This is a genomic window from Nocardia glycosmidis (assembly GCF_052545115.1).
The window spans coordinates 253124-275151 of the sequence record NZ_JBQWRH010000001.1 but is presented as its reverse complement, the minus strand read 5'-3'; the positions used below and the strand labels follow the sequence as shown (position 1 = coordinate 275151).

19 protein-coding genes are annotated in these 22028 nt (G+C 69.7%); 5 read left to right on the top strand and 14 right to left on the bottom strand.

All coding sequences use genetic code 11. The features are described from left to right. Positions 1-139 precede the first annotated feature (139 nt). The 11 genes from ACT86A_RS01255 to ACT86A_RS01205 all read right to left on the bottom strand — a co-directional run bounded on the left by ACT86A_RS01255 (position 140) and on the right by ACT86A_RS01205 (position 12678). On the bottom strand, positions 140-3052 hold the full coding sequence (locus tag ACT86A_RS01255; protein WP_445090087.1) for a ComEC/Rec2 family competence protein: 2913 nt from the start codon (positions 3050-3052) through the stop codon (positions 140-142). Continuing rightward, positions 3049-4083, bottom strand: coding sequence for a ComEA family DNA-binding protein (locus tag ACT86A_RS01250; protein ID WP_445090086.1), 1035 nt, complete (start codon positions 4081-4083; stop codon positions 3049-3051). Before ACT86A_RS01250 ends, ACT86A_RS01255 begins: the two co-directional genes overlap by 4 nt. 243 nt (positions 4084-4326) lie before the next feature. After that, a complete protein-coding gene (locus ACT86A_RS01245; RefSeq protein ID WP_445090085.1) occupies positions 4327-4815 on the bottom strand; it encodes a GNAT family N-acetyltransferase in 489 nt (162 codons plus the stop codon). A gap of 85 nt (positions 4816-4900) precedes the next feature. After that, positions 4901-5743, bottom strand: coding sequence for a DegV family protein (locus tag ACT86A_RS01240; protein ID WP_445090084.1), 843 nt, complete (start codon positions 5741-5743; stop codon positions 4901-4903). A gap of 3 nt (positions 5744-5746) precedes the next feature. Next, entirely contained in the window at positions 5747-6484 is a 738-nt protein-coding gene (gene octT, locus ACT86A_RS01235; protein ID WP_445090309.1) for a diglucosylglycerate octanoyltransferase, read from the bottom strand. A 535-nt stretch (positions 6485-7019) separates the two neighbouring features. Further along, the gene (locus ACT86A_RS01230; RefSeq protein ID WP_445090083.1) at positions 7020-7706 is read right to left on the bottom strand and encodes a histidine phosphatase family protein; all 687 of its coding nucleotides are present in this window, start codon (positions 7704-7706) and stop codon (positions 7020-7022) included. Beyond that, positions 7703-8122 carry a ribosome silencing factor gene (rsfS, locus tag ACT86A_RS01225; protein WP_445090082.1) on the bottom strand — a complete coding sequence of 140 codons (420 nt, stop codon included), beginning with the start codon at positions 8120-8122 and terminating at the stop codon, positions 7703-7705. The genes ACT86A_RS01230 and rsfS overlap by 4 nt, the downstream gene beginning before the upstream one ends. A gap of 96 nt (positions 8123-8218) precedes the next feature. Then, positions 8219-8860 (bottom strand): nicotinate-nucleotide adenylyltransferase, encoded by a 642-nt coding sequence (gene nadD, locus ACT86A_RS01220; RefSeq protein ID WP_445090081.1) that lies wholly within the window; start codon positions 8858-8860, stop codon positions 8219-8221. Between the two features lie 169 nt (positions 8861-9029). Continuing rightward, the gene (locus tag ACT86A_RS01215) at positions 9030-10454 is read right to left on the bottom strand and encodes a vWA domain-containing protein (RefSeq protein WP_445090080.1); all 1425 of its coding nucleotides are present in this window, start codon (positions 10452-10454) and stop codon (positions 9030-9032) included. A gap of 4 nt (positions 10455-10458) precedes the next feature. Beyond that, positions 10459-11340 carry an AAA family ATPase gene (locus ACT86A_RS01210; protein WP_445090079.1) on the bottom strand — a complete coding sequence of 294 codons (882 nt, stop codon included), beginning with the start codon at positions 11338-11340 and terminating at the stop codon, positions 10459-10461. Between the two features lie 72 nt (positions 11341-11412). Further along, positions 11413-12678 (bottom strand): glutamate-5-semialdehyde dehydrogenase, encoded by a 1266-nt coding sequence (locus ACT86A_RS01205; RefSeq protein WP_445090078.1) that lies wholly within the window; start codon positions 12676-12678, stop codon positions 11413-11415. Positions 12679-12847: 169 nt separating this feature from the next. Between ACT86A_RS01205 and ACT86A_RS01200 the strand changes: the two genes are divergently transcribed. The 4 genes from ACT86A_RS01200 to ACT86A_RS01185 all read left to right on the top strand — a co-directional run bounded on the left by ACT86A_RS01200 (position 12848) and on the right by ACT86A_RS01185 (position 17785). Next, entirely contained in the window at positions 12848-13726 is an 879-nt protein-coding gene (locus ACT86A_RS01200; protein WP_445090077.1) for a ribokinase, read from the top strand. A gap of 297 nt (positions 13727-14023) precedes the next feature. Beyond that, positions 14024-15391 (top strand): type I glutamate--ammonia ligase, encoded by a 1368-nt coding sequence (locus tag ACT86A_RS01195; RefSeq protein WP_445090076.1) that lies wholly within the window; start codon positions 14024-14026, stop codon positions 15389-15391. A gap of 1 nt (position 15392) precedes the next feature. Next, complete coding sequence (locus tag ACT86A_RS01190) at positions 15393-16493, top strand: amidohydrolase family protein (protein ID WP_445090075.1); 1101 nt, start codon at positions 15393-15395, stop codon at positions 16491-16493. A 68-nt stretch (positions 16494-16561) separates the two neighbouring features. Continuing rightward, entirely contained in the window at positions 16562-17785 is a 1224-nt protein-coding gene (locus ACT86A_RS01185; protein ID WP_445090074.1) for an RtcB family protein, read from the top strand. Between the two features lie 54 nt (positions 17786-17839). Here the strand turns inward: ACT86A_RS01185 and ACT86A_RS01180 are convergent, their stop codons facing one another. Next, entirely contained in the window at positions 17840-18322 is a 483-nt protein-coding gene (locus ACT86A_RS01180; protein WP_445090073.1) for a hypothetical protein, read from the bottom strand. A 456-nt stretch (positions 18323-18778) separates the two neighbouring features. Here ACT86A_RS01180 and ACT86A_RS01175 point away from each other — a divergent pair, with 456 nt between their 5' ends. Beyond that, entirely contained in the window at positions 18779-20902 is a 2124-nt protein-coding gene (locus ACT86A_RS01175; protein WP_445090072.1) for a RecQ family ATP-dependent DNA helicase, read from the top strand. 187 nt (positions 20903-21089) lie between these two features. Here ACT86A_RS01175 and ACT86A_RS01170 read toward each other — a convergent pair whose 3' ends face one another. Together ACT86A_RS01170 and ACT86A_RS01165 are read right to left on the bottom strand one after the other, a co-directional pair. Then, positions 21090-21398, bottom strand: coding sequence for a hypothetical protein (locus ACT86A_RS01170; RefSeq protein ID WP_445090071.1), 309 nt, complete (start codon positions 21396-21398; stop codon positions 21090-21092). Between the two features lie 367 nt (positions 21399-21765). Then, the gene (locus tag ACT86A_RS01165) at positions 21766-21990 is read right to left on the bottom strand and encodes a hypothetical protein (RefSeq protein WP_445090070.1); all 225 of its coding nucleotides are present in this window, start codon (positions 21988-21990) and stop codon (positions 21766-21768) included. Between the last annotated feature and the right edge of the window lie 38 nt (positions 21991-22028).

Genomic DNA, 22028 nt, shown 5'->3' with positions numbered 1-22028 from the left:
CCGCTACTGACACCGCCGGCCTGCCGGGCAGGGCGCTGGTCATTTCGACGACCTGATCAAGGACATCTCGGGTCGGCGCGATCCGCACCGGAGAACGATGAGCAGCTGGATCGGGCGAACCGGTTTCATCGCTCGCCCGTCAACGTGAACGTGCAATGCCCAGGTGTCCGTCCTGGCCCAGAACTACGATGTCGCCACCTTGGTCGGTCCGGGCCACCGTCGCGCCGAGAGCGGACAGCTCTGCGAGCACGGTGGGGTTCGGGTGTCCGAATGTGTTGTCCGCACCGACGCTGACCAGCACGAGACGCGGCCGCACCGCTTCGAGGAATCTCCTTGTGGTGGTGCGTGATCCGTGATGCGGAAGTTTGAGGATTTCGGCTTGAATCGGGATTCCTGCTTGCATCAGCGCGTGTTGCGCGCGGGCTTCGATATCCCCGGTGAGCAGGATTCGTCCAGCGGGGGTACGGGCGACGACGACAACTGATCGGTCGTTGGCGTCCTCGGCTTCGGTGCCACGGTGGGGGCGTGGCCCATTTCTGGACGGAGCCAGTACCTCGAGCTCGACCGACCCGAAGCTCAACAGGTGCCCGGCAGTCAATTCCAGCAACGGCACTCCCGAGTGCCTGGCGACAGTCGCGACCTGTGCCAGCCCCGCGACAGCAACTCGCAGGTCCTCGCTGCGGGATCGCTCACCCGCTGGGGTCTTCCCGTATGCCACAGGGCCACAACTGGTTTGCGCTCGAAACGAAACCTGACGATCGATGCCGACACGGTCGCTTTCGGCACTGATGTGCCCAAGTATGTTCGCGGCTGATGTTACCGGCGCGGTCGGCGCACAACCGCTGTCGGGCGGTGATTGTCCATGAACGGCCGCAGTCGGTGGGGGAAGTCCTTCGAGTTCGTGGATGCCGACGGCTATCGCGTCGACCGTGCGTTGGTGCAGGGCCCCGATGAGTCCGCCGATGTGGTCGGCGTGGGGGTGCGTGAGGATCAGCAGCGGGATTCGCGTGATGCGCAGGCGATCCAGGCACGTTCGGATCGGACGTGGGTCGGGTCCCACGTCGATGACGATGGCGACACCGGGCTGGACCGAAAGGGCCAGGCCGTCGCCTTGGCCGACGTCGCACGCGGCGATAACCCAACCGTTCGGCGGCCAGCCCACATGCCAGACGCGCACCGGGATCAGGACCGCCGCGCTGCCGAGCAGCACCGCGGCGGCGATCCGGCGCACGGCCTTGGCGCGCAATGCGGCGATCGAGATCGTGATGACAGCGCCCGCGATCAGTCCGCCCATCAGCCCGCCCGGCACCGTAACGGACGCGCCGGGCAGCGCAGCCGCGTGTCGGCCGACCGTGAGTAGCCACCACATCGGCGGCGCCGCACAGCGCAGGACGAGCTCGGCGAGCGGAGACCACAGGCAAGCCAGCACCGCGCCGCCGGCCCCGATGATCGTGATCGGCGCGATCACCGGTGCGACGAGAACATTCGCGAGCACCGCGACCAGGCTGAGCTGTCCGGTGAGTGCGATCATGATCGGCGTCGTGACCACGAACGCTCCGGCGGAGACCGCGACGATTTCGGCCGGCACCCGCCACCATCCTTTGGCGCGCAGCCAGTCGGCCCAGCTGGGCGCCAGCAGGATCAAACCACCGGTCGCGACCACCGACAGCGCGAAACCGGCGTTGACGGCGAGCCCGGGCCAGAGGCCCAGCAACCCGATGACCGCCGCGCAGAGCGCGGGCAGCGCCTGTTTTCGGCGACCGGTGAGCACGGCCAGCAGCGTGATCACGCCCATCGCCCCGGCACGCAGCACGCTTGGGTCGGGCCGCGCGATGACCACGAACATGAGCAGCGCTGCGGCCGCTACGGCCGCCGCGGCGCGCGGCCCGAGCGTGAGCAGGCGCACGGCGAACAACACGACCGAAAGCAAGATCGTGAAGTTCGCGCCGCTGACCACCGTGAGATGTTGCAGGCCGGCGATCTCGAAGTCGTCGCGTACCTGGTCGGGCAGTGCCGAGGTATCGCCGACGACGAGCGCGGGCAACAGACCAGCGGCGTCGGGTGACAGCGCACCCGCGGCCGACGTCGCGAAATCGGCCCGCACCGAATTCGCGATCCGCTGCCACCACGGCAGCGCCCCGGCGACCATCGGCGGGCCCTGCGCGTTGAGCGCCACGATGGTGAGGTCGGATCGACTCGGCAGATCCACCCGAGCCCGGAACTCGATCGGCCTGCCCGGTGATACCGCAGCCCACTCGTGCCCGGAGGCCAGGACGACCACCGCGCCGCCGGAACTCACCGTCGTGCCGTTACGCCGGTACGCACGAAGGTCGGCCCGCACAATCCATCGCTCATTGTCACCGAAGGTCTTGCTCCGCAACCGTTTCGGATCGGCAGACGGGGTGACCACCACGCGCAGCGATTGTCCCGCTGCCGCGCGCAGCGGATGCGTCGCCACACGATGCTCCCGCCACGCCGCCGCGGCCGCGAACCCGGCGCCGAGCACGACAGCGGCCAACGCCACCACCGCCACTGCGCGCCAACGTTCACTGCGGTGCGCGACCGCCCACAGGAGCAGGACCCACAGCCCGATTGCCAGCACCACCAATGCCGCGCTTACCGCGATCCCAGCCCCCCAGCCCGCCGTCAGAGCCACAATCGTTGCGCCCCAACAGCACAGCGCGGCGGGCAACAGCCGAGCGTCGAGCACCTGAAACGCACCGGCATCGCCGTCCGCTACCGGACCGCTAGCAGTTTGCGCAGTCCTACCGGTTTCCGCCGACTGCGCGCTCGACGTCCGGATACGGCGCGCCATCTCGCCCGGCCGATGAGCGTCGACAGTGCTACCGACATCGGACATCTCCTCGCCCGGTACCCCCCTCTCGCGGGGCGCTCGGCACTGCTGACCGGTGGCGGCTGCCAGCAGCGGCGTGCTCGATGCCGACTGGGCAATCTCCCCCTGCCGAGGCACATCGGAGGTCGCGGCGATCCCGAGCGGCTCCGCGCCCGACGCCGCTGTCCCGGCAGCTTCGGCGTGCCGACCGGCGGTCATACCGTCACCAGATCCCGCAGCCGGGCCAAGCGGGCCGGGCCGATGCCGTCGACCTCACCGAGTTGCTCGACCGAGGTGAAGCGCCCGTTGGTCGTACGCCAGGCGATGATGGCGCGTGCGGTAATGGGCCCGACACCGGGAAGGGCATCCAGTTCGGCCTCGGATGCCGTATTGAGGTGGACCTTACCCGCCCGAGTCGCTGGACGGCCGGGTGTGGCCGCGGAACCGGACGCAGGACGACCGCCGGCGCCGATCGTCGTACTGCCCGGCTGTTGGCCGGGGTTCGGTGCGACCGGGCCGACCAACACCTGGTCGCCGTCCGAGAGCCGCTGGGCCAGGTTCAGACCGCTGGTGTCGGCCCCTTCGCTCGGGCCGCCCGCCGCCGCGAGGGCGTCGGCGACACGCGACCCCACCGGAAGTCGCACCAAACCGGTGCGCTGGACCAGGCCGACGACGCTGACGACCAATTCGGTTGTCGAAGCGTCCGGTTCACCGAGGATCGTCGATGTGCCGGGCGCCGCGATGGCACTCGCCGAGGCAACCGGACCGGGTGATCCCGCGGTCACCGTCTGCCGTGTTACCGGGACCGGCGGGACCGCCTGGGTGATCGGCCGCTCGCGGAACACGATCACCCCGGCGACCGCCATCGCGGCGATCCCGGCCACCGCGAGTGTGCGCACACCACGACGACCGGGATCGAGCCTGATGCCGCGGAATCGTTGCGGCACAAGATGATCCCGCCAGCGCCGGCCAGCCGCCGATTCGTCCAGCCAGCCGGGAGACCGCACGCGACCGATATCGCCCTCGTCGTCTCGACCCGGCGCCTGGTCGCCGGGCAGCCGCGGGAGATCCCACTTGCCCACCCAGTCCGGATGTTCGTCCGACCGCGGCTCGCTCGCGCCCGCGGCGGCGGCGGAAAGTCCCTGGTCCCGCACCGATCGCTGGCCGCCGCCTGGCGCACTCGCACCGACCCGATCGGTCAGCTCGCCCAACCGCCGTCGCACTCGCTCGCGTTCGTCCTGTCGTGACATGGCGCCGACGCTAGTGTCCGTCGCGCAACGAAAGTTCCAGCCGACCTGCGGATTCAAGGAACCTGTTGATAACCGCCGCGCTGTGCACAACCCGGCCGGTGCGGCGAGTTCGTCCGACGGCAGAAGCTCGAAATACCTATCGTGACTGCGCGGCCCCGTTCGTCGTCCGCCGCGAGCCGGGCCATGTGCACGCAGGTAGTCGGCGCGATCAGTTCAGGATTACGGCGACGGTAGCAATCCAGCTCAGCGCAAATCCTTGGCGAAGCAGTTCGACAGTGGCAGAACCTCATACGGAGAGAAAATCGGAATCCGGTAGTAGCCGCTGCGTTCATAGAAGCGGACGGCTTCCGGTTGCAGATGGCCGGTCTGCAGGATCAGCCGGGCACGTCCAGCCTCGCGAGCGGCGTCCTCAGCTGCGCCGAGCAGCAATGCCGCGGCCCCCGAACCGCGATGCGCGGGACGGACGAACATCCGCTTGACCTCGAGATCCGCCGCGTTCCAGCGGATCGCGGCGTGCCCGACCGGTTGGTCGGAGTACGCGACGAACGTGCGGTGCACAGTGGCGGGATCGACGGCATTCGGGCTGGTGCGCAGTGTCTTCGCCAGGTAGGCATAGCGTGGCCCGACTTCGGCGGCCATCTCCGCGCGCAAGGTGACCGCGTCCGGATGTTCCCAGTCGACCGACGACACGGCCAGCGGTGTACCGACCGGCGGCTTCGCGGAAATCGTCATTCTCCAACGCTAGCCGCGTTCGCGGTACCGCACTCGAATTCGAATCATCAAGATTGTTGCGCGAGCGCGACGTTCGGCCGGCACATCAGGCACAACCGCCTGGGAGGACGAGCACACCGATGGCGCCGACCCCGAGGTGCACCGCAAGGGTTGGGCCGAATTCGGCGACGATGAGTTCGCGGATGCCGGGGATGCGTCCGCGCAACTGGCCCGCGATGGTGTGTGCGGCGTCCTCGGCGCCGAGGTGCTGCACAGCCACCGCCGCGCCGTCGCCACCAGCCGCCTCGACGGCAGCGGCCACGAGTTTCGTGTACGCCTTGGAGCGAGTGCGGACCTTCTCCCGCAGTTCGAGCCGCCCCTCGACGATGTGTAGCAGCGGCTTGGTGACCAACTCGGTCCCGAAGAACGCCGCCGCCGACGACAGCCTGCCGCCGCGGCGCAGCTGCTCGGTGCGATTGACCAGGATGAATGTCCGGGCGCGCGCGGCGGCGGCGACCGCCGTGTCATAGACGACATCCAGCGGCGCCCCGGCCCGTGCCCGCCGAGCGGCGGTGAGTACGGGAAGCCCGGTGGCCAGCCCAGCGCCCAGCGAGTCGACCAAGCGGACCCGATCGGCGGCATCCATGTCGCGCACGGCCTGCCGACCCGACTCCCAGGTCCCGGACAGCTGCCGCGAAAGATGCACCGCCACAACGCCGTCACCGCCGCTGCGCGTCCACGCTCGCTCGTACACCAGGCGCAGCTCGCCGGGTGAGGCTGCGGAGGTGGTCACGGTGTCGGTGGCGTAATCGATGTCGACCGGATCGACTCCTTCCCTGATCGCCTGGTCGCCGATCAGCACGTGCAGCGGGACGACGTCGATATCCAGCTCGGCGAGATGTTCGGCAGGGAGGCTGGCAGACGAATCGGTGACGATCACGACGGCCACGGACTACCGAACCTCCTGCAAGGTTTTGACCATCGCATTGGCCACCGCTGTGTGGCCCGCCCAGCCCCAATGGATGCCATCCGGGTTCGCCTCGCCGGAGAAGATGTTGTCGCGTACCGCGTCAGCCAAGTCGACCAACGGCACCGAGGTCTGCTCCGACCAGGCTTGCAGCGCCGCGACAGCGCGCGGCCGACCAGTGTGCACACGACCGTAAGCGTCGCAGTTGTGCACTGAGGGCAACACCGCGACGACCGGCAGCTCGGGACGCAACTGCGCCAGCGCGGTGCGGGCTTGTTCCAGGTAGTCGACGCTCACCTTGGGTGGAAGCGCCACGGGGCGGCCGAGTTTCGACAGCTTGGGCTGCAACCACTGGTAAGCGGCGCGGACGGTGCGGCGCAGCGCAGGCGGGCGCACGTAGCGGATCAGCTCGCGTAGCGCAGTGGGCAGCGGCGACGGCAACGTGTCCATGCCGCCGACGGCCAAGACCACCGCACCCGCGCGTGGCACCGCGGCCCACACCCGGGGATCGCCGATCAATGCCCAGTAGGCGTCGCGGCAGGTCCAGCCGATGCGCGCGATCAGCTCGACCTGCCAATCCAGTTCGGCGGCAACCAGGTTCGGCCACAGACGCGGATCATCGGCAGGCAGTCCGCCCCGCGGGCCGAAGTAAGCCAATGAATCGGCGATCACCAGCAGCACCGGCCGCACGGTCGGCTCCGGCCGGCCGGACTCGTCGGCCACCGATTCCGGGGTGGTAGCGGCCGAGTCGGCCGCCACGGCGTCGGCCGACTCGGCTGCGCCAGTGGCTGACTCGCGCACCGCACCGGCCAGGGCCGATGCTTCCGCAGGCACGGACGTATCAGAGACGGCCACTGTCACCGACTCGCGGCCGACCACAGCGGCTTCGGCGTTGTCCGCGCCGGCTCCCGCAGCCGGAAGGACGTCGTCCTCGGGTGCGGCTGGCGAGGCAGCCGCGTGGGCGTCGGAGGCCGCGAACTCGACACCGGTGGATCGCGGGACGACGGGCTCGCCATCGCTACCCGCACGACCATCCGACCCGACCCTGGCGGCGGGTTCCGCCGCGATCGATCGGTCGTCCGCCCCGCCGGATTCCTCCGCAGCGGACTCGGACGCACCCGAAGACCCCGCCCCGACCGGTGCTTCGGGCTCGCGCGCCGTCGGCGGCGGGCCGCCGAACAAGGCGTCCGGCAGCTGCCGCTCGGCCCGCGCCGGCACCCGACGGAACAGTTCGTCCGGAACCGATCTGATCGGCTCGTCAGGGGACATCCGGTGCTACCTTCGCCGCCGCGTTCCACACATCCAGACGCCAGCCGGGCTGTTCGATGCTCGGGCCGTGACTGCTCAGCTGCACCCAACTGGTATTGGCCAATCCGCCGAGGATCGGCCAATTCTGCGCCGGCAGGTCGAGCAGCGCAGCCGTGAGGCCGGCGATCAGCCCGCCGTGCGCCACCAGGATGATAGTCCGGCCCGGCCAATCCTGCCGCTCGACCAGCAACTCCTGGACAACCGGCAGCGACCGTGCCCCGACCTCGAACTTGCTCTCGCCGTTGGGCGGCGTGTAGCTCGCGTCCAGCCGCCACGCCATGCGCGCACCCGGATAGTCCGCGTCCACCTCCAGGTGGGTGAGTCCCTCCCAGTCGCCGAGATCGGTCTCCCGCAGCCTGGTGTCCGGCACGACGGTGAGGCCGGTGTGTTCGGCGAGCGCGGTCGCGGTGTCGAACGCCCGGCGCAGGTCCGACGAGAGGATCGCGATGGCATTGCGCGAAACCAGTTCGCGCGCAGCTTCTTTGGCTTGCCTGCGACCGAGTTCGGTGAGATCGGTATCGATCTGTCCCTGCATCCGGTCGGCGGCGTTCCATTCGGTTTGCCCGTGGCGCAACAGGATCAGGGTGCGCACGCCGGCATTTCTGCTCACGACTCCGTCGCGCTGCGGCTCACTCACGATCGCGCCTCATCCTCCGTCGCCGCCGCCGCGGCGCGCGCCTGCGGCCCGGCACCGGTGATCCCGGCGACCGGCACGACGGGGCAGTCCTTCCACAGCCGCTCCAGCGCATAGAAGTTGCGCTCGTCGTTGTGCTGGATGTGCACCACGACATCGACGTAGTCCAGCAGCGCCCAGCGACCTTCGCGGGTGCCCTCGCGCCGGACCGGCTTGTGTCCGGCGGCGCGCAGCTTCTCTTCCACGTTGTCGACGATGGCGTTCACCTGACGCTCGTTGGGCGCCGACGCGATCACGAAGCAGTCCGTGATCACCAACTGCTCGGACACGTCCAGCACCACCACGTCGGCCGCCAGCTTCTCATCGGCAGCCCGTGCCGCCACCTGGGCGATCTCGACCGACTCCGCCGAAGCACTCATGCCGGCACCTCCGCGCTCAGCCCCCACGTGACCGCCTTCGCGGCCGTGTCGATGGTTCGCTCACTCATGCCCGCACCTCGCTGCGCTCGCTCACGCTCAGCTGCCTTCCGCTGCTCCGGGCACATACAGGTGCCGCTTCGATATGTACTGCACCACCCCGTCGGGGACGAGGTACCACACCGGCCGGTTCTCGGCGGCGCGGCGACGGCATTCGCTCGACGAGATCGCCAGCGCGGGGATTTCGATCATGGTCACCGCATCGGCCGGAAGATCGCGCAGATGGTCTTCGAGATGATCGGTGTTCAGTTCGTACCCCGGACGGCTCACCCCGACGAACTTCGCCAGTTCGAACAGTTCCGCCCAATCCTGCCATGTCAGGATGCTGGCCAACGCGTCCGCACCGGTGATGAAGTACAGCTGGGCATCGGGGTGCTGCGATTGCATCTCGCGCAACGTGTCGACGGTGTAGGTGACCTTGCCGCGGTCGATATCCGCGCGGCTGACCGAAAACCGCGGATTGGACGCGGTGGCGATCACGGTCATCAGGTAGCGGTCCTCGGCCGGGCTGACCTGCTTGTGTGACTTCTGCCATGGCTGCCCGGTCGGGACGAAGATCACCTCGTCCAACTCGAAGCGGTGGGCGACCTCGCTGGCGGCGACCAGATGCCCGTGGTGGATGGGGTCGAACGTGCCGCCCATCACCCCCAGCTTGCGGGCGCGCCGACCTGTCTCGTGCATGACTGCCGAGCTTAATGGGTTGCCTCGGGCCGGTCGGCAGGGCGGACACCCGCCCGCGCATCGACCGGCAGTGGCCCGGCGTTCCGCGACCACTCGCCCGCCCATGGCTCGGCCTGCCGGGCACCGGGTTCGGCCGGGCAGCACCTCCGCAGCGCGGCCTCGCGCACGCTCACACCGGCAGTAATCGAGACACGACAGCGGTGAGCTGCCTGGCCGAACGACATTCGTGCATCTCGATGACCTCGCGGTAGTTGTCCGCGGCGGAATCGCCGGTGCCCCACTGGTCCTGCCGTTCCGGGTTGAGCCAGTGCGCGTGCTTGGCGACCGCGACCAGCGATCGCAGCGTAGCCAGTTGCGGATCACGGTAGTTCGTGCGCGCGTCGCCCAGGATCAGCAGCGAACTGCGGCTGGTGACGGCGTCGGGGAAGTCCCTGGCGAACCCGGCCAGCGCGTGGCCGTAGTCGGAGTGCCCGTCGAATCCGGCGACGCCCGCCTCGCGGAAGATCCTGGCCATCGCCTTGTCCAGCTGGGTGTTCGGATCGAAGAATCGGGTGACCTCGTCGACCTGGTCGACGAAGGCGAAGATCCGCACCCGGGAGAACTGCTCGCGCAACGCGCTGACCAACAGCAGGGTGAAGTTGCTGAAACCGGCCACCGAGCCGGAGACATCACACAGCAGCACGAGTTCCGGCCGGCCGGGCCGCGGCTTGCGGTTCACCAGATCGATCGGCACGCCACCGGTCGACATCGATCTGCGCAGGGTCCGGCGCAGATCGATCTCGCCGCGGCGCGCGTGCCTGCGACGCGCCGCCAGACGCGAGGCCAGGATGCGGGCCATACGCTGGGTGCTGCGTTTGAGTTCGGCCAGTTCGGCCTCGGAAGCGCGCAGGAAATCCACCTCCTCGGCCAGGCGGGCGACACCGTAGCCCGCCACCCGATCGCGGCCGATCCGTTCGGCGACGCGGCGCTTGGTTTCCGCCTCGACGGTCGCGCGGAAATCGGCGATGCGCTGCCGCGCCACGCGACGGGCGACTTCCCGGTCGGAATCGCCGGCGTCGGGTCCCGCGGCCAGCCCCGCGAGAATCTTGGCCAGCAGGGTCTGCGGCTGTAGCTCTTTGAGCGCTTGGTACGCCGAGAACGACGCGTGGCCCGCGGCTTGGTACTGACCGAGCTGCTCGACCAGCTGCGCGGCCAACGCTGCCAGCTGCGCGGTCGCGTCCTGGGTGAGCAGCTCGGCGAGCAGCTCACGCAACGCCGGGATATCCACCTCACCGCTGGGCGTGCGGGGAATCTCCACCTTGTCCGCCGCCGCGGTGCGTTCCCCCAACGCGACCGGGAACCACAGGTCGAACAACCCGTCGAAGACCGCGCGGTGGGTGCTGCGCCGCAACAGCGCGCAGGCCAGCCCCTCGCGCAGAACCTCCCGGTCCAGCAGATCGAGGACGGTCACCACCCGGCCCGCGTCCACCGTCTCCGACGGCCCGACCGGGATGCCGCGCGCCCGCAGCGCCCCCACGAATCCGACCAGATGGCCGGGCAGCCCGTGCGACGCACTCAGCGACGCGACATCCGCAGGGACCGATCCCGCCGCCATGGGCTCAGGCCAGCTTCAGTTCGGCCAGTGCCCGCTCGTGGTCGCTGCGGTGCTTCAGCACGACGCCGAGGGTGGCGCGCACGGCCGTGTCGTCCAGATCGTGCAGGCCCAGCGCGAGCAGCGTGCGGCCCCAGTCGATCGACTCGGCGACCGAGGGCAGTTTCTTCAACTGCATCCCGCGCAGCACGTGCACGATCCGCACCAGCTGCGCGACGACCGCGGCGGACAGCTCGGGCACCCGGCCGGCCAGAATGCGCCGCTCCAGTTCCTCGTCCGGGAAGTCCAGGTGCAGGTAGAGGCAGCGGCGCTTGAGCGCCTCGGACAGCTCTCGGGTGGCGTTCGACGTGAGTACGACGAAAGGTCTACGGCCGGCGGTGATGGTGCCCAGCTCCGGCACCGTCACCGCGAAGTCGCTGAGCACCTCGAGCAGCAGGCCCTCGATTTCGATGTCGGCCTTGTCGGTCTCGTCGATCAGCAGCACCGTGGGATCGGTGCGCCGGATCGCGGTGAGCAGCGGCCGCGACAGCAGGAACTCCTCGGTGAAGACGTCGGCCTTGGTCTCCGCCCAGTCATTCTCGCTGGAGGCCTGAATGCGCAGGATCTGCTTGGCGTGGTTCCACTCGTACAGCGCACGCGCCTCGTCGACGCCCTCGTAGCACTGCAACCGGACCAGCTCGGCGCCCGAAGTCTGGGCGACCGCGCGCGCCAACTCGGTCTTGCCGACGCCGGCCGGTCCCTCGATCAGCAGCGGCTTGCCCAGCCGATCGGCGAGGAACACCGACGTCGCGGTGGCCTTGTTCGCCAGATACCCCGTGCTCGCCAGACGCTCGAGCACATCGTCCACCGACGCGAAGACCGGTTCCTGACCCGTACTGTCCGTCACCACCCCGTACCTTTCTTCCGACCCGTCCTCACGGTATGGCAACGCGGCGTCTGCGTCGTCCGCGGCCAGTGCGCATCAGACGGGCCTGATCTGGCCTTCGCCCCACACGATCCACTTCGTCGAGGTCAGTTCGGGCAGCGCCATCGGGCCGCGGGCGTGCAGCTTTTGGGTCGAAATGCCGATCTCGGCACCGAAACCGAACTGCTCTCCGTCGGTGAACGCGGTGGAGGCGTTGACCATGACGGCGGCGGCGTCGACGCGGCTGGTGAACTCGCGCGCCGCGGCCAGTTCGCCGGTGACGATGGCCTCGGTGTGGCCGGTGCCCCAGGTGTTGATGTGCTCCACCGCCGCGTCCAGGTCGTCGACCACCTTGAGGGCGATGTCCAGGGTCAGGTACTCCTCGCCCCAGTCGGCGTCGGTCGCCGGAACCTGACCGGGCAGGTCACCGTGGATGGTGACGTTGTGCCGCCGCAGAGCTTCGGTCAGCCGCGGCACCGCGGTGTCGGCGATGGCCGCATCGATCAGGACGGTCTCGGCCGCGTTGCACACGCTGGGACGACGGGTCTTGGCGTTGATCAGGATCTGCTCGGCCATGTCCAGATCGGCGCCTGCGTGCACGTACACGTGGCAGTTGCCGGTGCCGGTCTCGATGGTGGGCACCTGCGCGTCACGGACGACCGCGTTGATCAGCCCGGCGCCACCGCGCGGAATGACGACGTCGACCAGGCCGCGGGCCTGGATGAGGTGGGTGACACTGGAGCGGTCCTCGCTCGGCAGCAGCTGCACGGCATCGGCCGGGATACCCTGCGCGTCAAGCGATTCACGCAGCACGGCGACGAGCGCGGCGTTGGAACGAGCGGCCGAGGAGGAGCCGCGCAGCAGCGCGGCATTGCCGGACTTGAGCGCGAGCCCGAACGCGTCGACGGTGACATTCGGCCGGGCCTCGTACACCATGCCGACCACACCGAGCGGCACGCGCACCTGCTTGATCTCCAGTCCGTTCGGCAGGGTGGAGCCGCGGACGACGACACCGATGGGATCGGCCAGCCCGGCCACCTGGCGCAGCCCGGAGGCGATGCCGTCGATGCGCGCCGCGGTCAGCCGCAACCGGTCCAGCAGCGACTCCTCGGTGCCCGCGGCCTGTGCGGCGGCGATGTCCTCGGCGTTGGCGGCGAGCACCCGGTCGGCGGCGGCCAGCAGCGCGTCCGCGGCGGCGTGCAGCGCCTCGTTCTTCCGCGCGGTCGTCAGTCGCGCCAGGGTGCGCGACGCGACTCGGGCCTTGCGCGCGGCCTCGTGCACCATCTCGCGGACATCCGGCTGGGTCGTCGTTCCTACCGTCATGGGTACAGCCTACGCACCAGGCGCACGGTCGATTCCACCTGCTGGCGCCACCTGAATCCGGTCGGCGACGCCCGCCGCCGAGCGCTGCCGGATGCGTAGCGGCACACGAATACGGGCGGTTCGGGAAGCCACGTGCACGACCCGGGTCGCGCGACTACCGTCCGGCGATATGACGGCCGAATCGGATGCTCCGGCGATCGTGGTGCTGGGCAGCATCAACATGGACCTGGTCACCACGACCGCGCGGCGGCCTGTTCCTGGTGAGACGGTGCTCGGCACGAGCTTCGCCACGGTACCGGGTGGGAAAGGCGCCAATCAGGCCATCGCGGCGCGCCGCGCCGGTGCGGCAGTCTCGTTCGTCGGGGCGGTCGGCGCGGACGTGTTCGCCGCTGGGCTGCGTCGGGCGCTCACGGATTCCGCCGTGACTGTCGACGGGCTGCGCACCGTGGCCGGCCCGAGCGGTATAGCCACGATCGTGGTCGACAGCGAGGGCGAGAACAGCATCATCGTCGTCGGTGGCGCGAACGCGCGAATGACCGAACTCACCAGGGACAACCTGAGGGCCATCGCGGCGGCCGATATCCTGTTGTGCCAGTTGGAGATTCCCATCGATACGGTGGCCGCCGCGGCACGGCACGCCCGCGCGCACGCCACGACGGTCCTGCTGAATCCGTCGCCGGCGCAACGCCTGCCCGCCGATCTGTGGGCCGACGTCGATCTGGTCGTGGTCAATTCGGGTGAAGCCGAGCAGCTCCGCGGGGACCTCGAGCTGGTTCCACATGTGGTGGTCACACGTGGCGCGGCAGGCGCCGACTATCGCGGCCCCGGCGACGCACGGCTGTCGTGCCCGAGCCCGCAGGTGCACGTCGTCGACACCACCGGGGCCGGCGACGCGTTCACCGGCGCGCTGGCCGCCGCCTGGCATCGCGGCCCGGAATGGGCGCTGACCTGGGCGTGCGCGGCCGGCGCGCTGGCGACTACCCGGCTGGGAGCAAGCAGCTCGATTCCCACCGGGGAAGAGATCACCGCCGCACTGGCCGCCGAGTAGACACCGGACCAATCCGGAGAAGCGGTGGCCGGACACACGGTGGGCGGTTGCCCTGCCGCGCTGTCGATCCCATCCGGCCCTGTCACCATTCGCGCCGAGTGCTCCGCATCGGACCGGTCGCGGTGGTCTCCGCCGCCGAGTACCTGGCGATCAGGTCGGCAGCGCGAAGGTCCGGTTCACCGGCGCGAGCGGACCTTCGCCGCGCCAGCTGACCGGCCTCGACCGAAATAGAACGTGCGGCCCCGGTTTCCGGCGAGGCGGCGCTATTGCTCGCCGCGCCCATTTATCGTGGTACGCATGGCCACGCCGGATCGCATCCCCGCCGACGGCGACACCGCCTTGATCGACCAGGTGGACGCGTCCATGATCGCGCTGAGCTTCGTCGACAACGCGGGCATCACGCGCGTGAAAGCGGTGCCCAAACCACGCCTGGCCCTCGCGTCCTGGTACGGAGTCGGTGTGTCCCCGTGCTTCGAGACCTTCGCCTTCGACGATCTGATGACGGTCGGGCGGTACCTCGGCGGCCCCGACGGGGATCTGCGGCTCGTCCCGGATCTGTCCAAACTGACCGAACTGGCCTGCCAGCCCGGCTGGGCGTGGGCGCCGGTCGACAAGTACACCCAGGACGGCACCCGCTTCGTCGCCTGCCAGCGCCACTTCGCGGCCCGCCAGGCGGAAGCGGCTCGCGCGGCCGGACTGGGGTTGTCCATGGCCTTCGAGACCGAATGGGCCGTGGGCCGGGCCGACGACACGGATGTCTTCACACCGGCGGTGTACGGCCCCGCCTACGGCATCGTGCGGCTCGGTCAGGTCGCCGAGTACGCCGCCAACCTGGTCGCCGCGCTCGACCGGCAAGGGGTCGCGGTGGCCCAGTTCCACCCCGAATACGCGCTCGCTCAACTGGAATTGTCGGTCGAGCCGTCCGAACCGGTCACCGCGGCGGACGAAGCTGTGCTGGTCCGGCACACGATTCGTCAGGTCAGCGCCCAGCATGGCTGGCGCGCGCAGCTCGCTCCCTGCATCGAACCGGGCGGTGCCGGTTCCGGAGCGCACCTGCATCTATCCGCACACGACGAGGCGGGCCCGCTGTTCTCGGGTGGCGACGGACCACACGGTATGCGGCAGCCGGGTGAGGCGTTCTTGGCGGGCGTGCTGCGTGAACTCCCCGCGCTGGTCGCGGTCGGCGCGGGCAACCCGGCGAGCTTCCTGCGGTTGGCGCCCTCGCGCTGGGCCGGGGTGTGGCAGTGCTGGGGCCGCGAGACCAGAGAGGCCGCGCTGCGTTTCATCACCGGGATACGCGGCACCGAGGGATGGGCGGCGAACGCCGAGATCAAGTGCCTCGACGCGACCGGCAACCCGTACCTGATCGTCGGCTCGGTGCTCGCAGCGGGGCTCGCGGGCGTGGCCGAACAGTTGCGCCTGCCTGCCGCAATCACGGGGGACCCGGCGACTTTCGATGCGGAGGCCGTGGCGAGGTCCGATGTGCGCCGACTGCCCACTACCGCGGCCAAAGCCGCCGAGCACCTCGCCGTGTCCCGCGTACTGGCCGCCGCGATGGGCCCTGAGCTGCACGATTCACTGGTCACCGTGCGCCGCGCCGAAGCCGAGCGATACGCCGACGCGAGCGCCGAAGAACTCATCGCGCTGACCCGTTGGCGGTTCTGACGTGCTCACCGACGACGTGCCACTGACCGACCACCACTGTCACGGCGTCGATGTCGGCACCCTGGATCGGCCCGGCTTCGAGCGCTTGCTCGGCGAAGGCGCACGAGGCGATTTCGATTCCGCGATCGGGCTCGCGGTGCGCCGCTGGTGCGCACCCGCACTCGACCTGCCCGCGCACGTCGGCCCGGACGTCTATCTCCGCCACCGCGCCCAGCTCGGGGCAAGCGAGGCCGCCGCGCGGCTGCTCCGCGCGACCGGCGTGAACCGATGGTTCCTGGACACCGGAATCGGTGGTAGCACAGCGGATTTCGCCGCGCTGGCGGAGGGAGAAGTGCACGAGGTGGTGCGCCTGGAGGAGGTCGCCGCACAGGTCATCGCTCAGGTCGGCGCGGTTTCCGGCGTCTACGACCGGATCGAGACCGAGCTGCGCGCGCGGGCCGAGACCGCCGTCGGGTTCAAGACGATCGTCGCGTATCGCTGCGGTCTGGATTTTCCGCCGCAGGATCACCCGCCCACCAGTTTCGCGCCCGAACACCGTCTCACCGATCCGCACGTGCTCGGCTGGCTGGTCGGCCTCGGGGCCCGAATCGGGGCCGAGCTCGGCCTTCCCTTGCAGTTCCACACCGGATTCGGCGACCCCGACCTGCGCCTGCGGCACAGCGACCCGTTGCTGCTCACCGACTTCCTGCGCCGGACCGCCGGAACCGGGCTCTCGGTGATGCTGCTGCACTGCTGGCCGTTCCATCGTCATGCCGCCTACCTCGCGCACCTGTTCGATCACGTCCACGTGGACCTGGGCCTCACCATCCCCTATGTGGGGCAGCGTGCCGGGGCGGTCCTGGCCGAGACGCTGGAACTCGTCCCCTTCCGGGCGCTGTGCTACTCCTCGGACGGCTACGGGCTGCCGGAACTGCACTACCTCGGCGCCGTGCTCTGGCGACGGGGCCTCGGCACACTGATGGACGAGTGGATCGCCGCCGGCGCGATCACCACCGCCGACGCGGAAGACCTGGTCACGGCCATCGCGCACCGGAATGCCGAGCGCGCCTACCGGGCGCCGCTCGAGCGCACCGCCCGAAAATCAGACCGTCCGGTCGGTTGATATTCGGATGCGCCGGGCGCCGTCGGTCCCTACCGTTGATGGTGCGGATCAACGAAAGGATCGACACCATGTTTCCCGTCGAGCTGCGCGGCACCAAGGCGCAGACGCTGATGTGGGCCCACGAGTACGAGGTCGAGCAGGCCGCACTCCGGCAACTGCGCAATATCGCCGCGCTGAAATGGGTCCACGGCGTCCGTGTGATGCCGGACGTGCACCTCGGCAAAGGGGCCACGGTCGGCTCGGTGATCGCGATGAAGGACGCGGTGTCGCCCGCCGCGGTCGGGGTGGACATCGGCTGCGGCATGGAGAGCGTGCGCACCGACCTCACCGCGGCCGACCTGCCCGACAATCTGCACGCCCTGCGGTCGCGGATCGAGGCGGCGGTGCCGGTCGGGTTCCAGGCCCACGATCACGCGGTCGACGTCACCCGACTCGGCACCCAGGTCGCCGGGCTCGGCGCGAGCACCGCACCGCTGCGCGCGGGCTGGGACCGGTTCTGGGGCTGTTTCAGCGCCCTCGACGATCATGTGCAGGCCCGAGAATCCAAGGCGCACAAGCAGATGGGCACGCTCGGTGGCGGCAACCACTTCATCGAGGTCTGCCTCGACCAGGACGACCGGGTGTGGATCCTGCTGCATTCCGGCAGTCGCAACATCGGCAAGGAACTCGCCGAGCGGCACATGACGATCGCGCGAGCACTGCCGCACAATGCCGACCTGCCCGACCGCGATCTGGCGGTCTTCGTCTCGGGCACGCCGGAGATGGAGGCGTACCGGCGCGACCTGACCTGGGCACAGGAGTATGCCGCGCGCAACCGCGCCGTCATGCTCGCCCTGGTCTGTCGCGCGGTAAGCGCCGAATTCGCCGGGCGCGGAGTACGTTTCGAGCAGCCGGTGAGCTGCCACCACAACTACGTCGCGGAGGAGATCATCGACGGTGTGCCGATGCTGGTCACCCGCAAGGGTGCCGTGCGGGCAGGCGCGGGCGAGCTCGCGCTGATCCCCGGCTCGATGGGTACCCGCTCGTATGTGGTGCGCGGCAAGGGAAATCCGGCCTCGTTCCAGTCGGCGTCGCACGGCGCGGGCCGGCGGATGAGCCGCAACGCGGCGAAGAAGCAGTTCACCGTCGCCGATCTCATCGCCCAGACCGAGGGTGTCGAGTCACGTAAGGACGCGGGCGTGGTGGATGAGATTCCCGCGGCCTACAAGGACATCGACGAGGTCATCGCGGCGCAGCGCGACCTGGTCGACGTCGTCGCGACACTGCACCAGGTGCTATGCGTCAAGGGGTGACGCTCGCGTGATCCGCGCCGGGCGAAGCAGGTTCGCCCGGCGCGGATCACGCGTTCAACGCCGACGCAGGGTGGCAGCGAGGCCCGCTCCGACCAGCAGCAGTCCGAGCGTCAGGGCATAGCCGTCGAGCACCCAATTGTGCACGGACAGGCGCAATTCCGGTGACAACGCCGGTGACTGCTCGATCATGCGCCAGGTGTCGTCGGGAAAGAGGATCTGCATCGCGCCCGGCAGCAGACCCCAAACCAGGCCCGCGATCACGGTGCCTGCGGGCGAGTACGCGGCCAGCAGCGCGACCAGGAACAGCAGCAACGCGCCCCCGATGATCTGCGCATTGGACCCCCACCGGTCCCCCGCGCCGCTGAGGATCACCCACTGCCTGGTGTCCAGTCCGCCGTGGGCGGCCAAGCCGATGCCGATCGGCGTCACCACCAGACCGACAAGCGTGCCCACCAGGGTGCGGGAAACGTTGTTGCTGGTGCGGAACTCCGCACCTGGTGGGGACCACCCCACGGGCGGCTGGTACTGGCTCGACATAGCTGCCTCCTGCGCAATTCCCTGGCCGGGATACAGTCCGCCCTATTGTCCTTCGTCGGTGGTGATTTCGCGGCGGATGCGCCGCAAACATCGAAGGTGCCAATCGGTCTGTATTGTCCGGCGCTGTCCTCGATAGCAGCCCTACCGTGACAGGCACCTCGGCGACCACGCCGCGCACCACGAAACGCAAGGTGGCGGCGGTATTCCTCGTCGGTGCAAGGACGCCGCGATCCAACCGTCACTCGCCGCCGAACTGGCCGCGAGGCCGACGACCGCCGCCTGGAAATCGTCGACAACTGCCGCCACTTCATCGCCGCGGAACGGCCCGAACTCGTCCGAGCTCGAGTGGCCGAGCCGACGACGAGCGCCCGGCCCAGCCGGGCATGGAGTGCGGTCGGCGGGAGCAGCGGCCGGGCGCGGCGGCGCATGTCGGTGCCGTCGGGCACGATGGAGCGCATGACCACGGCGACCGACGCCTCTTCGACCGACCGCACCGCTGCCGACCTGCGCGAGCATGCCGAACAGCTCCTGCGCGAACTGGCCGGGCCGAGCGCGCGCCTGCGGGAAGACCAGTGGACCGCCACCGAGGCGCTGGTCATGCGCCGGCGCCGGGCGCTGGTGGTGCAGCGCACCGGCTGGGGCAAATCGGCGGTGTACTTCATCGCCGCAAAATTGCTGCGCAGGGCGGGTCGCGGGCCCACGGTGATCGTGTCGCCACTGCTCGCGCTGATGCGCAATCAGGTGGCCGCCGCGCAGCGTGCCGGGGTGGTGGCCGCCACCATCAACTCGGGCAACGTCACCGAATGGGACGAGATCCACGCGCAGGTCGCCGCCGGCGCGGTCGACGTGCTGCTGGTCAGCCCGGAGCGGCTGAACAACCCGGACTTCCGTGACCAGGTGCTGCCCGCGCTCGCGGCGGACGCGGGGCTCGTAGTCATCGATGAAGCGCACTGCATCTCGGATTGGGGACACGATTTCCGGCCGGACTACCGCCGTATCCGAACCCTGATCGCCGACCTCGGCGCCGACGTGCCGGTGCTCGCGACCACCGCGACCGCCAACGACCGCGTGGTCACCGACGTCGCCACCCAGATCGGCACCGATACCCTGGTGCTGCGCGGCACCCTGGATCGCGAGTCGCTGCATTTGTCGGTGATCCGTTTCGACGACGCCGTGGAACGCACCGCCTGGCTCAGCGGTCACCTGCGCCGGCTGCCCGGCTCCGGCATCGTGTACACCCTCACCGTCGCCGCCGCACACGATCTGGCGGACGTGTTGAACGCGGATGGCCACACGGTCGCCGCCTACACCGGCCAGACCGATCCGGCCGAACGTGCGGCGCTGGAGGCGGCGCTGCTGAACAACGAGGTGAAGGCGCTCATCGCCACCTCCGCGCTGGGCATGGGATTCGACAAGCCGGACCTCGGATTCGTGGTGCACGTCGGAGCGCCGTCCTCCCCCATCGCCTACTACCAGCAGGTGGGTCGCGCCGGGCGCGGCACCGATCGCGCCGAAGTGGTCCTGCTGCCCGGCCCGGAAGACGCGCGGATCTGGAGTTACTTCGCCTCCGTCGCGTTTCCGCGCGAGCACATCGTGCGGGCGGTGCTCGCCGCGCTGGACTCCGACCGGGCGCTGTCCACCGCGGCGCTGGAACCGCTGGTGGAGCTCAACCGCTCCCGGCTGGAGATGGTGCTGAAGGTGCTCGACGTGGACGGCGCGGTGCGCCGGGTGCGTGGCGGCTGGATCGCCACCGGTCGGCCCTGGGCTTATGACACCGAACGCTACGAGCGGCTTTCCATCGCGCGAGAGGTCGAACAGCAGGCCATGATCGACTATCAGTCGACGGCAGGCTGCCGGATGGAATTTCTGCGCCGCCAACTCGACGACCCGGGACTACCCGCCGACCCCGGAGCTTCGCCCGGCTGCGGCCGCTGCGACAACTGCACCGGCACCCGCCCCGATACCACCGTGGCCGCAGCTGCCGTGGCGAACACCAGGGCTCGCCTCGACCGCCCCGGCATCGATCTCGCACCGCGCAAACAGTGGCCCACCGGCATGGCGAAACTCGGAGTTCCGTTGTCCGGCAAGATCACCGTCGGCGCCGATACCGGTCGCGTGCTCGGTAGGCTGACCGATCTCGGCTGGGGTCAGCGCCTGCGATCGCTGCTCGACGGCGCGGACGCCCCGGTCCCCGACGCGGTCTTCGATGCCTGCATCGCCGTTCTGCGCGAATGGGATTGGGCAGCCCGCCCCACGTCGGTGCTCGCGCTGGAATCCGTGCGCCACCCCATCCGCACCGCCGACCTCGCCGCCCGGCTCGCCGAGGTCGGACGCCTGCGCGACCTCGGCACGCTACGCACCCGGCCGGACCGCCCGCCGGTGTCGGCCGCGAACTCCGCGCATCGTGTCGCCGGTCTGTTCGACTCGTGGGAAGTCCCCGACCTCACCGGCGTACCAGGCCCGGTCCTGCTGGTGGACACCATCACCGACACCGGCTGGACGTTTACCGTCGCCGCCCACGCACTTCGCGCGGCCGGAGCCGACGCGGTCTTGCCCTTCGCGCTAGCCACACCGACCTGAGACGACATGTCGCGGGACCTGCGCCCGTCCCGTATTTCCCGCGGCCTGCCGCGTTCTCGCTGAGCGGTTTCGGCGTAGGCCCGGGTGGCACCCGCGTTACGTCCGTGGACGCCGTCCGGCACCCGCCGGCCTGAACCAGCGCGGCCCTACATGGACTCGGTACACACAATGGCTGTGGGCGGTGCGATCAGAGGCTGAGTGTCGCCCGTAGCCGCGCGTCGAGGGATTCCGTCTCGGACAGTGTCAGCGCGCCGAAGTATTCGCTGAGCCACGGGCGGTATGCGCGGTGCAGTTCGAGGGTATCGGCCCAACCGTGCTCGGTCTTGGTGGCCAGTACGTGGCCCGGGTCGGCGTCGCGCAGGGGCACGACGTGCAGCCAGGGATACCGCGAGGTGATCACCCCGGAATCGGACACCAGCACAACCGTCATGCGCCGCGGGAACGGCGTGCCGTCGCTGAGAGTCGGAGCGTAACGCCAGATCTCACCGCGTCTCATGCTCTCTCGCCTTCGGCTCGAACGGACCCGCCACAGGTACACGAACGGCCGCATGCGGGCAGGACACTCACGCGGTCTCCTCTGCCAGCACGAGCCGGTCCTTCCATGATCTCGCCGCGCTGCCTCCTCCAGGCCTGACCGCTCATGCAGTCTCCCCTGCCGGCATGAGCGGGGCCTTCCATGATCTCGCCGCGCTGCCTCCTCCAGGCCTGACCGCTCATGCAGTCTCCCCTGCCGGCATGAGCGGGGCCTTCCGTGGTCACGCCGCGCTGCCTCCTCCAGGCCTGACCGCTCATGCAGTCTCCCCTGCCGGCATGAGCGGGGCCTTCCGTGGTCACGCCGCGCTGCCTCCTCCAGGCCTGACCGCTCATGCCGGGCGGCCGCTGGCGTCGTCTTCGGCGGCCTGCACCAGCGTCACGTCATCGTAGGCAGCGGCCAGCTCGGCTTCCCCGTCGATGATCAGCGCGGTCAAACTGTCCTGCACGAGCGTGGTGCGCACCGCGGCGTTGATCACCGAGGACAAGCTGCGATGCCGGCGATCAGCGACCTCCCTGGCCCATTCGGCCACCTGAGGATCCAGCGTGACAGTCACGCGCGTCGCCTTGCTCATACCCGTATGAATACCAGAGT